The organism is Rhodococcus wratislaviensis, from assembly GCF_900455735.1.
In the GTDB taxonomy this organism is placed as follows: Bacteria; Actinomycetota; Actinomycetes; order Mycobacteriales; family Mycobacteriaceae; genus Rhodococcus_F; species Rhodococcus_F wratislaviensis.
In genome coordinates this window covers 92,952-108,988 of the sequence record NZ_UAUI01000009.1, presented here as the reverse complement: position 1 = coordinate 108,988, position 16,037 = coordinate 92,952, and the positions used below count along the sequence as shown (strand labels likewise).

Genomic DNA, 16,037 nt, shown 5'->3' with positions numbered 1-16,037 from the left:
TCCCATCCAACCGCACTCACTCACCCCACCGCGGTCGACTCGCGCAATCCCTCGAGTTTTCCGGACAGACGCCCCAGATACGCCAGGACGTCCTCCTCGCTGCGGTCGGGCAGTCCGTACACGACCTCGGTGACGCCGAGGTCCTTCCACCGACGCAACTTGTCCACGTCCGGCTTGCCGTCGAGCACGACGATCCGTGGTTCGCCGTCCCGGCCGACCTCTCGCCACATCCGTCGCAGCGTGGCGACGCGGTCGTCGATGTCCTGCTCGATCGGAGTGGTCATCCACCCGTCGGCCGACTTCACGATCCACCGGAAGTTCTTGTCGTTACCGGCGGCGCCGACGATCACCGGAGGCACCCGGGCCGGCTTGGGCCACGCCCAGCTCGGACCGAATTTCACGAACTCGCCGTCGTAGGACGCCTCGTCCTGCGTCCACAGCGCACGCATCGCCTCGAGGTACTCGCGCAGCATCGTCCGGCGCCGTCCCGGCGGGACATTGTGATCGGTGAGCTCGTCCAGATTCCACCCGTACCCCACGCCGAGGGTCACCCGTCCGCCGCTGAGGTGGTCGAGCGAGGCGATCGTCTTGGCCAGCGTGATCGGGTCGTGCTCGACCGGCAGCGCCACCGACGTCCCCAGCTCGATCCGCTCGGTGACCGCCGATGCCGACGCCAGCGCCACCCACGGGTCCAGGGTGCGCATGTACCGGTCGTCGGGCAGCGACGCGTCACCCGTCTGAGGATGCGCCGCATCGCGTTTCACCGGAATGTGCGTGTGCTCGGGCACGTAGAACGAGTCGAATCCGTTGGCCTCTGCACCCCTCGCGGCCGAGGCCGGCCCGATCCCGCGGTCACTCGTAAACAACGTTATGCCGAATTTCACGAATTCTCCTTGGCCGAGAGCCTTTTCCTTCCTGCACCCTAACTTCTGGACACCTGTTTATCAATGTGTCCAAACACCACTCCAGTTCTCCGCGCAGCCGGACGAACGGGACGCTCGTTCGATCTGAGGCAACGAGCGTCCCGTCCGTCCGGTGCAGGTGAGTGGCAATGCGTGCCCCGGCACACTTCGCCACTCACGTACTCAGGCGCCGTACACCGGAACCGGGGTTTCGGCCTTCGCGAGCAGGTCGGCGACGACCGGCCCGATCTCCTTCGGTTCCCAGCGCGCTCCCTTGTCCTGCGTGGGGCCGTGCCGCCAGCCCTCGGCGACCGTGATCTTGCCTCCCTCCACCTCGAACACGCGTCCGGTGACATCCTTCGACTCCGTGCTGCCCAGCCACACGACGAGCGGGGAGATGTTCTCCGGCGCCATCGCGTCGAACCCCTCCTCGGGCGCGGCCATCGCCTCCGCCATCGCACCGCCCGCGCCGACCGTCATCCGGGTGCGTGCGGCCGGGGCGATCGCGTTGACAGTGACGCCGTAGTTCTTCAGTTCCGCGGCCGCCTGAATGGTCATCTCCGCGATCCCAGCCTTCGCGGCGGCGTAGTTGCCCTGCCCGATCGAACCCTGCAGTCCGGCACCGGAACTGGTATTGACGATCCGGGCGTCGACCGGGTTGCCCGCCTTCGCCTCGGTGCGCCAGTACGCGGCGGCGTGGCGCAGCGTCGCGAAATGCCCCTTCAGATGGACGCGCACGACGGCGTCCCACTCCTGCTCGCTCATCCCGACGAGCATGCGGTCGCGCAGGAACCCGGCATTGTTCACCAGGACGTCCAGGCGTCCGAAGGTGTCGATGGCGGTGTTGATCAGATTCTCGGCGCCGGCCCAGTCCGCGACGTCGTCGCCGTTGACGACGGCCTCGCCACCCGCGGCGACGATCTCCGCGACCACCTGCTCGGCGGGACTCTCACCGGTGGCGGATCCGTCGATACCGGCTCCGATGTCGTTGACCACCACCTTCGCGCCCTCGGCGGCGAACGCCAGCGCGTGGGCACGTCCGATTCCGCGTCCGGCGCCCGTCACGATGACGACGCGACCGTCGACCACTCCACTCATGCCTTCTCCTCTGTAGATGCTGTAGCTGCCGCCAGGAAGGCGGGACGTTCTCCGCCGCCGTGGACGGTCAGTGTCGAACCGCTGACGTACGCCGCCAGCGGTGAAGCCAGGAACACCGCGCAGTTGCCGATGTCCTCGGGGCAGGCCATCCGGCCCAGCGGGATCGTGTCCCCGACCGCCGCGATGCCCGCCTCGTCGCCGTAGTGCAGATGCGCGAGTTCGGTGCGAACGAGGCCGACGACCACCGAGTTGACCCGCACCTTGGGCGCCCACTCGACCGCGAGACTGCTGGTGAGACTGTCGACGCCCGCCTTCGCCGCACCGTACGCCGCGGTGCCGGGCGACGGTCGCGAGCCGCTGACGCTGGAGATGTTCACGATCGCGCCACCCGAATCCTGTTTCTGCATCACCGCATTCGCGATCTGCGACACCAGGAGCGGGGCGAGCAGATTCAGCTCGACGATCTTGGAGTGGAACTTCGGACTCGCATCCGCGGCGAGCGCGAAGGGCGCTCCACCGGCGTTGTTGACCAGGACGTCCAGCCGGCCGTGCCGCTCCACGATCCGATCGACGAGGCCCTGCACCTGTTCCGGATCGCGGATGTCGCACGGCAGGAATTCGACCTCCCGGCCGTCCGCCTCCACCGCCGCCTCCCCCGGGCGGCGGGCACAGGCCACCACCGTCGCGCCCGCCCGCAGGAAGGTACGGCTGATGCCCGCGCCCACCCCGCGAACGCCGCCGGTCACGAGCACGATCGCCCCGTCCAGACCTGAATCCACGAATACCTCCGCTGTTGCATGTTCTCGCAGGCCCAGCTCAGAGCTCTCCGGCCCGCACATGTGCTAACTTACCAAGCAATCGCTTGGTTCGGTACAAGACGTTAGGAACATGCCATGGGCATCACCTCCACCACCGACGGAGACGGCATCACCACGGTCACCGTCGACTACCCGCCCGTGAACGCCATCCCGTCCCGGGGCTGGTTCGAGTTGGCCGACGCCGTACTCGACGCGGGGCGGAATCCGGACACCCACGTGGTGATCCTGAGAGCGGAGGGACGCGGGTTCAACGCCGGCGTCGACATCAAGGAAATGCAGGCCACCGACGGATACGGCGCACTGGTCGACGCCAACCGCGGCTGCGCGGCCGCGTTCGCCGCCGTCTACGACTGCGCCGTGCCCGTCGTGGTCGCGGTCAACGGATTCTGCGTCGGCGGCGGCATCGGCCTGGTCGGGAACGCCGACGTGATCGTCGCGTCCGACGACGCCGTCTTCGGACTGCCCGAGGTCGACCGCGGCGCACTCGGCGCCGCCACCCACCTCGCCCGCCTCGTCCCCCAGCACATGATGCGCACGCTGTACTACACGGCGCAGAACGTCACCGCCCAGCAACTCCAGCACTTCGGATCGGTGTACGAGGTGGTGCCGCGCGAGAAACTCGACGACACCGCCCGCGACATCGCCGCCAAGATCGCGGCCAAGGACACCCGGGTCATCCGCTGCGCCAAGGAAGCCATCAACGGCATCGACCCCGTCGACGTGAAGACCAGTTACCGCCTCGAGCAGGGCTACACCTTCGAACTCAACCTGGCCGGCGTCTCGGACGAGCACCGCGACGAGTTCGTCGAAACCGGCAAGCCCCGCTCCAACTCGAACAACAGGAAAGGCTGACATCGATGGCGAGCAAGCGCGACAAGAGGATGTCGCTCGACGACGCGGTCGGGGAACTGCGCAGCGGCATGACCATCGGCATCGGCGGCTGGGGTTCGCGCCGCAAGCCGATGGCGCTGGTCCGGGCGCTGCTGCGCTCGGACGTCACCGACCTCACCGTCGTCACCTACGGCGGCCCCGACCTGGGGTTGCTGTGCTCGGCGGGCAAGGTCAGGAAGGCGTACTACGGTTTCGTGTCCCTCGATTCGGCCCCGTTCTACGACCCGTGGTTCGCGAAGGCGCGGACCGCGGGTGAGATCGAGGTCCGCGAAATGGACGAGGGCATGGTCAAGTGCGGCCTCGAGGCCGCCGCCGCCCGGCTGCCGTTCCTGCCGATCCGCGCCGGGCTCGGCTCCGACGTCCGGGCTTTCTGGGGCGACGAACTGCGCACCGTCACCTCCCCCTACCCGGACGCGTCCGGCAAGTCGGAGACGCTGATCGCGATGCCCGCCCTGAAACTCGATGCGGCACTGGTACATCTGAACCTCGGCGACAAGCACGGCAACGCCGCCTACACCGGCGTCGACCCCTACTTCGACGACCTGTACTGCGCGGCCGCCGAGAAGCGGTTCGTCTCCGTCGAACGCGTGGTGGAGACCGAGGAACTGGTGAAAACCGTTCCGCTGCAGAACCTCATCCTCAACCGCATGATGGTCGACGGCGTGGTGGAGGCCCCGAACGGCGCCCACTTCACCCTCGCCGGAGACAGCTACGGCCGCGACGAGAAGTTCCAGCGCCACTACGCCGAATCGGCGAAGACCCCCGAGGCGTGGCAGCAGTTCGTCGACACCTACCTGTCCGGCAGCGAGGACGATTACCAGGCCGCCGTGAAGAAATTTGCAGAGGAGCAGGCATGAGCGAGACGATCACCGAAGTCACCCGCGCGGAGTACTGCGCGATCGCGTGCGCCGAAATCTTCTCCGGGGCAGGCGAGATCATGGCCAGCCCGATGGCCACCCTGCCCCTGATCGGCGCCCGGCTCGCGCGACTGACCACCGAACCCGACCTGCTGATCACCGACGGCGAGGCCCTGATCTTCGCGGACACCCCCGCGGTCGGCGCGAAGGCCCCGATCGAGGGCTGGATGCCGTTCCGGAAGGTGTTCGACGTCGTCGCCTCCGGCCGGCGGCACGTGGTGATGGGCGCCAACCAGATCGACCGGCACGGCAACCAGAACCTGTCGGCGTTCGGTCCGCTGCAGCAGCCGACACGTCAGATGTTCGGCGTCCGCGGCGCTCCCGGCAACACGATCAACCACCCCACCAGCTACTGGGTGGGCAAACACTCCTCACGGGTGTTCTGCGACAAGGTCGACATCGTCTCCGGTGTCGGCTACGACCAGATCGACCCGGAGAACCCCGCCTACCGCTTCCATCACCTGCACCGGGTGGTGAGCAACCTCGGGGTGTTCGACTTCGGCGGACCCGACCATACGTTCCGGGCGCTGTCGCTGCACCCCGGCGTCACCGCCGACCAGGTCGCCGGCAACACCTCGTTCGAGGTGGCCGGGCTGGCCGACGCCGGCGTGACCCGCGAACCCACCGACGAAGAACTGCGGCTGATCCGCGAGGTCCTCGACCCCCGCAGCCTGCGCGACCGGGAGGTGTCGGCATGAGCAGTCTCAGAACGCCGCTGACCGAACTGGTCGGCGTGCAGCACCCGGTGGTCCAGACCGGGATGGGCTGGGTGGCCGGACCGCGGCTCGTCGCGGGCACCGCCAACGCCGGCGGTCTCGGCATCCTGGCGTCGGCGACGATGACGTACGCCGAACTCGAGGCGGCGATCGCCAAGACGAAGACCCTCACCGACAGACCGTTCGGGGTCAACATCCGCGCCGACGCGTCCGACGCCCCGCAACGCATCGACCTGCTGATCCGGGAGAACGTGCGCGTCGCGTCGTTCGCGCTGGCACCGAAGCAGGAACTGATCGCGAAGCTGAAAGCCGCCGGGGTGGTGGTCATACCGTCGATCGGTGCCGCCAAACACGCCAAGAAGGTCGCGTCGTGGGGCGCCGACGCGGTGATCGTGCAGGGCGGCGAGGGCGGCGGGCACACCGGCCCGGTGGCCACCACGCTGCTACTGCCGTCGGTGCTCGACGCCGTCGACATCCCCGTCGTCGCGGCGGGCGGCTTCTACGACGGACGCGGGCTCGCCGCCGCCCTCGCCTACGGCGCCGCCGGCGTCGCGATGGGCACCCGCTTCCTGCTCACCCAGGAATCGACGGTCCCCGACTCCGTCAAACAGGAATACCTCGCCCGCGGATTGCAGGACACCACCGTCTCCCGCAAGGTCGACGGCATGCCCCACCGGGTCCTCAACACCGACCTCGTCAACAGCCTCGAACACTCCGGGAACGTGCGCGGCCTGGTCGCGGCCGCCCGCAACGCGTCCAAGTTCCGGGCCATGACCGGCATGAAATGGTCGACCCTCGTCAAGGACGGCCTCGCCATGAAGAAGTCCAGCGACCGCACCTGGCAGCAGATCATCATGGCCGCCAACACCCCGATGCTGCTCAAGGCCGGGCTCGTCGAGGGCAACACCCACGCCGGCGTCCTCGCCTCCGGGCAGGTCGTCGGACTGCTCGACGACCTGCCCACGTGCAAGGACCTCATCGACGGCATCGTCGCCGACGCGATCAAACGCATCGACGCGCTCGGCGCCCTGCGCGCCTGAACCAACGGGACGCTCGTTCGATCAGACGCAACGAGCGTCCCGTTCGTCCGGCTAGGAGGACGCGGCAGCCTTCGCCGCGATCCGCGCCCGGACCTCCGGCCGTCGCAGCGGGGGCACCGTCTGCGGCGGCTGCTTCCGCGGCGGCAGTGCCGCGAGCAGCTTCGTGGTGGCCTCGGTGACGACGGCTACCGCCTCCTCGAAGGGCTCACGGTTGGCGTCCGACAGCTTCTGGATTCCGCTGACCTTCCGGACGTACTGACGCGCCGCCGCCTCGATCTCCTCCGCGGTGGCCGCCGGTTCGAGTCCGCGCAGCTCGGTGATGTTTCGGCACATGACTCGACGATAGCGCCGCTCGGCCCTCTCCGCGGCTCCTCGGCGCTGGGCGAATGTACCTTTCGGCGCACCTGAGGCGCCGGAAGGTACATTCGCCCGCCGGGGGGGTGGGGCGGCCTCAGCTGCGGGCGGGCTCCAGCGCGTCGTCGTCCGCGGGCACGGCGTCCGTCTCGACGTCCGGCAGCGGGGTGCGGGACCGTGCGGCCACGACTGCCGCTCCGAGCAGGACCAGCGCGATGAGGCACTGCGAGCTTCCGATCACCTCACGTACGGCCGCCTCCACCCAGCCGGACGACGAGGACTGCAGGACGAAGTTCGGGCCGATCAGGAAGATCAGGGTCGCGGTGCCGATCAGGGGTCGCCAGCTGCGGTACTGCGGTGCGATCAGGATCGGGATCAACAGGATGCTGTATGCCCAGTGGTGGGTGACGGCGAACGGCGCGGCGAGCAGGGACGCCAGGGCCACGATCGACAGCGCGATCAGGTGCTCACCGGACCGGGTGAAGCGATACGCCGACCACGCCGCGGCGGACACGATGACGGCTGCGCTGAGCACCCAGAGAATGCTGGCCAGCCGGCCCTCCGCGCCGAGCCGCGCGATGACGCCGGTGACGGCCTGGTTGCGGAAGAAGTCGGGCGCACCCGCACGGCCGGTGGCGAAGAATTCGGTGGTCCAGAACCACATCGACGACTGCGGCAGCAGCCAGAAGCCGAGGCCGACGGTAACCAGGATCGTGGCGAGGGATCGTCCGATCGAGCGGAAGTCGCGGCGGACGAGCAGGACCAGCAGGAAGGCTGCCGGGGTGATCTTGACGGCCGCGGCGAGGCCGATCGCGACTCCGCGGAACCGCTTCGGGATCACACCGGTGCAGTCGGCGACCACGAGCGCCATCAGGATGATGTTGATCTGACCGAAGTCGAAGTTCGAGCGCATCGGCTCGAGCAGAAGCACCGGCCCCATGGACAGCAGAGCGAGAAGTTCGGGGCGTCCGACGTCGAGCTTCGACAGCGCCACCTTGACCATCCACCACACGAGTCCGAGGTTGAGGGCGCACCACAGCGCCTGCAGGACCGCCGGGTCGATCTCCGCCATCGGCGCGAAGAGGATCGCCGCGAAGGGTGCGTAGATGAACCTGAACCCGGAACTGCTCGGGAAGTCCGCGGAGTAGAGCGGCAGTCCACTGACGAAGGCGTAGCCGGCGTCGCGGAACACGGAGAGGTCCATCAGGTAGCCCGTCGCCGCATCGAACTCTCGGTAGGCCACCGCCCCCAAGGAGAGGACGCCCACGAGGAGCGCGACGGCGTGAAGACGATAAGCCCTGAACTTCGATTCACTCTGTAACAAGAATTTGTTCTTTCATGATCGGCGTCGTGGTCAACGATCCACCGTAGCGGGCCGTGACCCAATCGTGACAAAGGCGAGGTCATGGTGCCCGAAGCGCGCACTTCGTCATAGTTTATTCAGACCGATATATTTCAACCATGCCCGGACGCGTCCTCGACAACCCCCTCGTCCTGCCGGTGCTCGGCCTGCTCCTCGAATCGCCGATGCACCCGTACCAACTGGAGGTCACGCTGCGCGACCGCAGCGAGGAGGGCCAGTGGCCGCTCAATCGCGGCTCGCTGAACAATGTCGTCGCGGCCCTGGCCGCGGTCGGCTGGATCGAGGAACACGAACGTGCACAACGGGAAGGTCGGCCCGCCCGCACCGTCTACGCCCTCACCGACACCGGACGCGCGGAACTCGTGAACCGCCTCGACCTCCAGATCCGCAGTGCCGCACGAGAGTTCTCCCCGTTCTTCGCGGCGATCAGCTACCTCGGCGCGCTGGGACGCGCGGGCGCCGTCGACGCGCTGACCGAACGCGCCGAGCGACTCACCGCGAGAATCGAATCCGACCAGGAGCGGCTCACCCGAGTGCTGGACGACGGAGTGCCTGCGCTGTTCGTCGTCGAAGCGGACTACGCACTCCACGCGGCGCGGGGCGAACTCGCCTGGATCGCGTCGACGATCTCCGACATCCACGCGGGCCGCCTCACCTGGCCCGCCCCACACGATGTCAGCCCGTCCCGAACGTCCCTTCGAGCCGATTCCGCGAACCGGGATGGACGAGACGCGCGGCGCTGACGAGCCCCCGCGAGGACCATGTGCGACGCCGGATCATCAGGCACGGTTCGGTGCGCTCGACATGGAGGAGCCGGCATTCGTCGGGTGAGGCGAGGATCGCTTCGACGACGTGCTCGCCCCTCGTCAGCGGAGCTTCCACGCTCAGATAGTGATTGGGTGTCTGCTGGGTGAAGTCCTGGTCGAGATACCCGGGCGCCTCGGCGGGATTGACGAACCGGTCCTCGAGCTGGATCGGTGTGTCGTCCTCGTAGTGGATCATCAGCGAGTGGAACACCTTGCCGCGGATCGAATCCCGGATGAAGGCGTTCGCCGGATCGGCGTCTTCCTCACGCACGTACACCACTTCGGTGCGATGGCGGTGTCCGCGTTGCTGGATCTCGTCCGCGATGTTCTTGACCTCGAACAGGGACGATGCCGTCTTCGTGGCCGCCACGAACGTCCCCACACCCATCAGGCGCACCACGAGGCCCTCGGCGCTGAGTTCGCGCAGCGCGCGGTTGATGGTCATGCGGGACAGACCCAGAGCGCCCACGAGCTGATTCTCCGAGGGCAGCTGATCGCCCTCCTGCCAGCGGCCGGCGTTGATCTGCGACACGATCAGCTGCTTGACGCGTTCGTACGCCGGGGCCGACTCCGTCCCCGGTCCGTTGTACAACGCAGCCAGCTCCGCGTCGACTACTGCGATCTCCACCACCACTGACACCCATCCCTCTGCAACACCGATGAACTTCCCGTGCAGTCGGCCGTTGCAGTCTATCGGCCGACTGCACGGGCAAGCCCTCATCGCGCGGTGCGCCCCGTGTCACCTCACCATGCTGCGCAGTTGTCTGGTCGCGACGGAGAGGGCGGCCAGGTCGTGCTCCCCCGATTCCGTGACGGCGTCGAGCGTGTGGCGGGCGCGCGCCAGCCGGGCGGCGTTGCGGTCCTCCCACTCCCCGATCTTCTGTTCCGCCGTGTCGATCACCTCACTGCCCGAGATCACGTCGAGGCACAGCGCCCGGACGGTGTCGTACAACTCGTCGCGCAGCGACAACCGGGCCAGCGCGTTCCACCTGGTTCCCCGTCCCAGTTGCGAGACCCCCACGAGCAGGTGCACCAACCCGAGGCACTCCCCGAGTCGGTAGTACACCTCGGCCACTTCGCGGGGATCGCGCTGGGTGATGTCGGCGATCTCGACGATGTCCAGCAGCGCGAACCGATCCAGGAGCAGTTGCACCCGCCCGGCCAGGTCCACGGGGACACCGCGAGCCACCAGCGCGGCCGTGCGACTCCGGAGATTCTCCGCGTCCTCACCGCACAGCCAGCCCGCGACGTGCGGTGTCAGGTCCGCGACGCGGTCACGGAATCGGCTGATCTCGGCCCCGACCGCGAGCGGCTGGGGCCTGCGGGTCAGCATCCAGCGCGACGCACGGTCGAGCAGCCGCCGGGTGAACAGCGTGAGGTCGTCCGAGAGCGCGGCGTCGAGGTCGGCGTCCCGGATGTCGCGCCGGAGCGACGGCAGGTCGAACACGGCCGACACCACCGCAAAGGCCCGCACGGCGTCGGCGCCGCTCGCTCCGGCCTCCTCGCCCAGCCGGAAGGCGTAGGTGATGCCGCCGTTGTCGACGACGTCGTTGGTGAGGACCGTTGCGACGATCTCCCGGCGCAGCGGATGGTCGCCGACGGCGTCGCCGAAGGACTCCCGGAGCCTGCGCGGGAAGTACCCGGCGAGGGCGTCCGCGAATGCCGGGCTGTCGGGCAGGTCGCCGGCGAGCAGGTCCGACTTCAGGGCCAGCTTGACGTGCGCCATGAGGGTCGCGAGTTCGGGCGAGGTGAGTCCCGTCTCCGCGCGCTCCCGGGCGGCGATCTCCTTCCTGGACGGAAGCACCTCGATGGCGCGGTCCAGACCGTAGCGGCTTTCCAGATGGCCGATGAGCCGTCCGTGCACCGTGAGGGACGCGGTGGCGTCGGCCCGGCTCGTGCCCAGCACGTCGTTCTGGGCGACGTTGTCGGAGAGCACGAGACGTGACACCTCCCCGGACATCTCGGCGAGCAGACCGGCGCGGTCGTCGGCGGCGAGACGACCGCCGCTGACCAGAGCGTCGAGCAGGACCTTGATGTTGACCTCGTGGTCGGAGCAGTCCACGCCCGCCGAGTTGTCGAGGGCGTCCGTGTTGATTCGTCCTCCGGAGCGTGAGAATTCGATGCGTCCCAGCTGGGTGAAGCCGAGGTTGCCGCCCTCGCCGACCACCCGGGCCCGGACGTCGGCGCCGTCGACGCGGACGCCGTCGTTGCCCTTGTCTCCCACGTCGAGATGGGTTTCGGTGCCCGACTTCACGTAGGTCCCGATGCCGCCGTTCCACAGCAGATCGACCGGAGCCTGCAGGATCGCGCGGACGAGGTCGGGTGGGGACAGTTCGGAGGTCCCGGGGCTCAGTCCGAGTGCGCGCCGCGCCTCCTCGCTGATCGGAACGCTCTTCCTCGATCGTTCCCACACTCCGCCGCCGGCACTGATCAGACCGGGCGCATAGTCCGCCCACGACGACCTCGGCAGCGCGAAGAGCCGTTCCCGCTCCGCGAAGGACGTGGCCGCGTCGGGGTTCGGGTCGAGGAAAACGTGACGGTGGTCGAATGCTGCGACGAGCCGGATGTGCGGGCTCGCGAGCATTCCGTTGCCGAACACGTCGCCGCTCATGTCGCCGATCCCGACGGCCGTGAACTCCTGCGACTGGGTGTCGACACCCATTTCGCGGAAGTGGCGCTTCACGCTCTCCCACGCGCCCCGGGCGGTGATGCCGAGCGCCTTGTGGTCGTAGCCGACGGATCCGCCCGACGCGAACGCGTCACCCAGCCAGAACCCGTACTGTGCCGCAACGTCGTTGGCGATGTCGGAGAACGTCGCGGTGCCCTTGTCCGCGGCGACGACGAGGTACGTGTCGTCGCCGTCGTGCCGCACCACCCGCTGCGCCGGGATCACGGCACCGGTCGCGAGGTCCACGTTGTCGGTGACGTCCAGCAGTCCGCTGATGAAGCTGCGGTAGCAGCGAACGCCCTCGGCGCGTTGGGCGTCCCGATCCCGCAGCGGGTCGCCGGTGGGAGCCGGCGGACGCGCGACGACGAACCCACCCTTCGCGCCGACGGGCACGATCACCGAGTTCTTGACCGCCTGTGCCTTCACCAGGCCGAGCACCTCGGTGCGGAAGTCTTCCTTGCGGTCGGACCACCGCAATCCTCCGCGCGCCACGGCCCCGAACCGCATGTGCACGCCCTCGACCCACGGCGAGTAGACGTAGATCTCGAAGCGGGGCCGCGGCTGCGGCAGTTCCGGGATCCGCTGCGGATCGAATTTGAACGACAGGACCTGACGTTCCCGGCCCGAGGGGGCGTAGCGGTTGGTGCGCAGCGTCGCCAGGATCACATTCAGGTAGGCGCGCAGGATGCGGTCGGCGTCCAGGCCGAGGACGTCGCCGATCGCCGTTTCCAGCGACGCGATCAGGTCACCGCACTCCGCTGTGCCGTCCGGATCGAACCTCGCGGCGAACAGCCGGATCAGTGCCTGGGAGATCTCCGGATGATCACCGAGGACCGTCGCGATGTGGTTCTGGCTGTACGGGAATCCACCCTGCCGGAGGTACCGCGCGTATGCCCGCAGCACCTCCACCTGACGCCAGTCCAGGCCGGCGCGGAGTACGAGTTCGTTGAAACTGTCCGTCTCGGCCCGGGACTCCCAGGCCGCGGCGAACGTCTCCGTGAAGCGACCCGGCAGCGCGTCGTCCACCGGCCCCGGCGATGGGTAGCGAATCCCGAACTCGTACATCCAGCACACCGTTCCGCGACTGTTCGCGACCGTGTACGGACGCTCGTCGAGAACCGCGACACCCATGCTCTGCAGGATCGGGAGAACGTCACTGAGGGAGGCGGGTGCACCGCCGACGAAGAAGGTGAAGCGCCACTCCGCCGCGTTAGCGTCGAGCCGCGTTTCGATCGCGCCGTCCGTCAGCCTCTCGAACACCGCCAGATCGGCACGGGCGCGCCGGGCGTCGAAGTCGTGCTTGTACACCTCGGGGAAATGCTCCGAATAATGCGCGAGGAGATCGCGTTCGGCTGTGTCGAGTTCGTCGTGGAATCGGTCGTCCCAGGTCCGGCAGGCCCGGGAGATCCGACGCTGGATCTCCAGTCGCCGGGTGTCCGTCACCTCGGTGTCCGCCGGGACCCGCATCGTGAAGTGCACCATCGCCAGCGGGTACTCGGACACGTTCGTGGTGTATTCGACTGCGGTGCCGTCCAGTTCGTCCAGCAGGACGCGCTGGGCCGCCAGGCGCGTGCGCGTGTTGTACCGATCTCGCGGAATGAACACCAGTGCCGACATGCTCTCGCCCGGGACGTCCGTGCGCAGGAAGAGGTGAATGTGTTCACGCGCGGTGATGCCGGCGACCTCGGTGAGGGCCGAATGCAGCGAGTCCGGGCTGGCCGCGAACAACTCGGTCAGCGGCAGCGCCTGCACGACCTGCAGCACGGCCTGCCCGGAGAAGGAGTCGATGTCGAAACCGGCACGGTCGAGCAGGGCCCGCACCCGGCGTCCCGCACCCGGAATGTCCAGGACGTTCTCGTGCCTGCCCGCCGGGGTGAACGCGCCGACGAAGCGGTGCTCCACTCCTCCGGCCCGGACGCCGACCACCGACGGGTACGACGAACGGTGCACAGACACCGGAAGGGCCGCCTGCCCGATCGCGAGGACGGGGCCGGGTTCCGTGGCCGGCGCCCGATCGCCCTCCCGGTCGTGGAGCACGCCGAGACTCTCCTCGGGTGCACCGTCGGCGCCGTACCGCGCGTACCCGAGGACGGTGAAGTTGCCCGCTTCGCACCAGCGCAGGAAGTCGGCGGCCTCGCGGAGTTCTTCGGACAACGAGTCCTGCCCGCTCTGCGAGTCGAGTTGTTCGGAGACCTGGATCTGGAGTTCGCGCATGCGCGCCAGATCGCGGTCCACCCGGCGCACGTCGACGAGGACGGTGTTCAACGCCTCGACCAGCGCGGCGACGAGGGAGTTCGCGGTGTCGGAGCGCAGACCGACGTGAATCCACGACTCCGGCGTCCCCGAGTCGGTGGCAGGCAGAAGGTCGGTGAGGGTGCCCGACTCCGCGCGGCGGGCGACGAGGACCGGATGCAGCGCCTCCTCGATCGGTGCGCCGACCCTGGCCGCGGTCAGCAGTACCGATTCGACGAGCAGGGCCATGTCGTCGGTGACGATCTGCACCGCAGGCCCGATCCCGCTGGGGTCTGTTGCGTTGATTCCGCGCACCACCGCGGTCCCGGGGTTCCGGTTCCACCCGGTCTCGAGATGTGTGTTCGCGATGCGATCACGCGCCTCCGGATCTGCGCCGTCGGCAGAGGGATGACCGGCGGCGCGGAGGTAGAGGTCGCGGAAACGCACGGGCGCTTCCGGAGCGGAAAACTGCTGTTCATCGCGCTCGAGCGAATGTGAGGACGTCGAAATTACTCTCATGTCAGTACCTTCCGTCGGGAGCATCGACACTCCCGACTGGTGCAGTGGCGGGCCGGCACGCCTCTCGGCTGGGTCCTTGGAGAACGCTTGACAGGGGGTTGTCTATACAGGACTATACATCTAAGGCGATAAAAAACGTGAGTCAGAGCACACTGGATTCAGGACATGGGACAGAGCACCCGGGACCGACCCAGCAGCGCCGGACTCGTCACAGAGAGACACAGGGCCTATGACACACGAGGGACCTCCCGAGATCAGCCTCGCGCCGGAGCGTCGCACCATCGACGTCGTCCCGGACGACGAGCGCCACGGATCTCCGCGCAGCCAGTTCACACTCTGGTTCGGCGCCAACATGCAGATCACCGCGATCGTCGACGGCGCCCTCGCAGTCGTCTTCGGCGCCGACGCGCTGTGGGCCATCGTGGGCCTGCTGATCGGCAACGTCTTCGGCGGTGCCGTCATGGCACTGCACTCCGCCCAGGGACCGCGCCTCGGCCTGCCCCAGATGATCTCGAGCCGGGCCCAGTTCGGCGTTCTGGGCGCCGTGCTACCGCTGGTTCTCGTCGTCCTGATGTATCTCGGTTTCGCCGCGACCGGCAGCGTCCTCGCGGGTCAGGCCGTGAACGAGATCCTCCACATCGACAGCCCGACGGTCGGCATCCTCATCTTCGGCGCGATGACCGCGTTCGTGGCGGTGACCGGCTACAAACTCATCCACGTGGTCGGCAAGATCGCGACCGTCGTCGGCATCCTCGGGTTCACCTACCTCGCGATCCGCTTGTTCGCCGAGTACGACGTGGCCGCGTTCGTCGGGAACAAGGGCTTCGACATCGTCACGTTCCTCCTCGCGATCTCGCTCGGCGCGGGCTGGCAGCTGACGTTCGGACCGTACGTCGCGGACTACTCCCGCTACCTGCCGCGCTCGACCAGCGAGCGGACGACGTTCTGGTCGACGTTCGCGGGCAGCGTGATCGGCTCACAGTGGTCGATGACGCTGGGCGCGCTCGTCGCCGCCGTCGCCGGCGATGCGTTCCTCAGCGACCAGGTCGGATTCATCGGTGAACTCGCCGGACCCGCCGCGATCGCCCTGATGATCTACCTGGTGATCCTGGTCGGGAAGCTCACCGTCAACTGCCTCAACGCCTACGGCGGTTTCATGTCGATCCTCACCACGGTGACCGCCTTCAACGGACAGTCGCGTATCTCGTCCCGGGCCCGCACCCTGTACATCATCGGGTTCGTCGCCGTGTCGATGCTGATCGCGATCGGCGCCAGCGCCGACTTCCTGAACAACTTCAAGAACTTCGTCCTCGTGCTGCTGATGGTCTTCACCCCCTGGAGCGCCATCAACCTGATCGACTACTACCTCATCTCCAAGGAGCGCGTGGACATCCCGGCGCTGTACGACCCGGCGGGCCGCTACGGCCGCTGGAACAAGACGGCAATGATCTGTTACGCCGTCGGCGTTCTCGCGCAGATCCCGTTCCTCGCCCAGAAGCTCTACACGGGACCCGTCACGGAAATGCTGGGCGGCGCGGACATCTCGTGGATCGTCGGCATCGTCTTCACCGGCGCCATCTACTACCCGCTCGCCCGGCGCAGCAGCAACCCACCCGCCTCGATGATCTATCCCGCGAATTCCGCGATGGCGGATTCACGACTGTGAATCACGCCGACACCCAGACTTTCCCCTCTCCCACGTTCGACCATCAA

At 68.0% G+C, this 16,037-nt stretch carries 13 protein-coding genes; 6 read left to right on the top strand and 7 right to left on the bottom strand.

Annotation, left to right across the window (positions count from 1 at the left end; genetic code table 11):
* Positions 1-20: 20 nt before the first annotated feature.
* The 3 genes from DTA22_RS13030 to DTA22_RS13020 form a co-directional block, all read right to left on the bottom strand.
* Positions 21-884, bottom strand: coding sequence for an LLM class F420-dependent oxidoreductase (locus DTA22_RS13030; RefSeq protein WP_112299675.1), 864 nt, complete (start codon positions 882-884; stop codon positions 21-23).
* Positions 885-1,085: 201 nt separating this feature from the next.
* Positions 1,086-2,000: an SDR family oxidoreductase gene (locus DTA22_RS13025; protein ID WP_112299674.1), complete on the bottom strand. Its 915-nt coding sequence runs from the start codon at positions 1,998-2,000 to the stop codon at positions 1,086-1,088.
* On the bottom strand, positions 1,997-2,779 hold the full coding sequence (locus DTA22_RS13020; RefSeq protein ID WP_112299673.1) for an SDR family oxidoreductase: 783 nt from the start codon (positions 2,777-2,779) through the stop codon (positions 1,997-1,999). The genes DTA22_RS13025 and DTA22_RS13020 overlap by 4 nt, the downstream gene beginning before the upstream one ends.
* Before the next feature lie 114 nt (positions 2,780-2,893).
* On the opposite strand from DTA22_RS13020, the gene echA20 reads away from it, so the two are divergent.
* The 4 genes from echA20 to ipdC are packed head-to-tail and all read left to right on the top strand — an operon-like array spanning position 2,894 to position 6,382.
* On the top strand, positions 2,894-3,670 hold the full coding sequence (gene echA20, locus DTA22_RS13015; protein ID WP_112299672.1) for a (7aS)-7a-methyl-1,5-dioxo-2,3,5,6,7,7a-hexahydro-1H-indene-carboxyl-CoA hydrolase: 777 nt from the start codon (positions 2,894-2,896) through the stop codon (positions 3,668-3,670).
* Positions 3,671-3,675: 5 nt separating this feature from the next.
* A complete protein-coding gene (gene ipdA, locus DTA22_RS13010; protein ID WP_112299671.1) occupies positions 3,676-4,566 on the top strand; it encodes a cholesterol ring-cleaving hydrolase subunit IpdA in 891 nt (296 codons plus the stop codon).
* Positions 4,563-5,324: a cholesterol ring-cleaving hydrolase subunit IpdB gene (ipdB, locus tag DTA22_RS13005; RefSeq protein ID WP_112299670.1), complete on the top strand. Its 762-nt coding sequence runs from the start codon at positions 4,563-4,565 to the stop codon at positions 5,322-5,324. The genes ipdA and ipdB overlap by 4 nt, the downstream gene beginning before the upstream one ends.
* Positions 5,321-6,382 carry a (3aS,4S,5R,7aS)-5-hydroxy-7a-methyl-1-oxo-octahydro-1H-indene-4-carboxyl-CoA dehydrogenase gene (ipdC, locus tag DTA22_RS13000; RefSeq protein ID WP_112299669.1) on the top strand — a complete coding sequence of 354 codons (1,062 nt, stop codon included), beginning with the start codon at positions 5,321-5,323 and terminating at the stop codon, positions 6,380-6,382. The genes ipdB and ipdC overlap by 4 nt, the downstream gene beginning before the upstream one ends.
* Before the next feature lie 51 nt (positions 6,383-6,433).
* On the opposite strand, the gene DTA22_RS12995 is transcribed toward ipdC, so the two are convergent.
* Both DTA22_RS12995 and DTA22_RS12990 read right to left on the bottom strand, forming a co-directional pair.
* Complete coding sequence (locus tag DTA22_RS12995; protein ID WP_112299668.1) at positions 6,434-6,715, bottom strand: DUF2277 domain-containing protein; 282 nt, start codon at positions 6,713-6,715, stop codon at positions 6,434-6,436.
* A gap of 118 nt (positions 6,716-6,833) precedes the next feature.
* Complete coding sequence (locus DTA22_RS12990; protein ID WP_112299667.1) at positions 6,834-8,060, bottom strand: glycosyltransferase family 87 protein; 1,227 nt, start codon at positions 8,058-8,060, stop codon at positions 6,834-6,836.
* 137 nt (positions 8,061-8,197) lie between these two features.
* On the opposite strand from DTA22_RS12990, the gene DTA22_RS12985 reads away from it, so the two are divergent.
* Entirely contained in the window at positions 8,198-8,842 is a 645-nt protein-coding gene (locus tag DTA22_RS12985; protein WP_128640014.1) for a helix-turn-helix transcriptional regulator, read from the top strand.
* On the opposite strand, the gene hutC is transcribed toward DTA22_RS12985, so the two are convergent.
* Both hutC and DTA22_RS12975 read right to left on the bottom strand, forming a co-directional pair.
* Positions 8,775-9,539, bottom strand: a complete 765-nt coding sequence (gene hutC / locus DTA22_RS12980; protein WP_112299666.1) for a histidine utilization repressor — start codon at positions 9,537-9,539, stop codon at positions 8,775-8,777. The two genes, DTA22_RS12985 and hutC, sit on opposite strands and share 68 nt — an antisense overlap.
* Before the next feature lie 105 nt (positions 9,540-9,644).
* The gene (locus DTA22_RS12975) at positions 9,645-14,324 is read right to left on the bottom strand and encodes an NAD-glutamate dehydrogenase (RefSeq protein WP_112299665.1); all 4,680 of its coding nucleotides are present in this window, start codon (positions 14,322-14,324) and stop codon (positions 9,645-9,647) included.
* Positions 14,325-14,553: 229 nt separating this feature from the next.
* Between DTA22_RS12975 and DTA22_RS12970 the strand changes: the two genes are divergently transcribed.
* Positions 14,554-15,990: a purine-cytosine permease family protein gene (locus DTA22_RS12970; protein WP_112299664.1), complete on the top strand. Its 1,437-nt coding sequence runs from the start codon at positions 14,554-14,556 to the stop codon at positions 15,988-15,990.
* Positions 15,991-16,037: the final 47 nt, after the last annotated feature.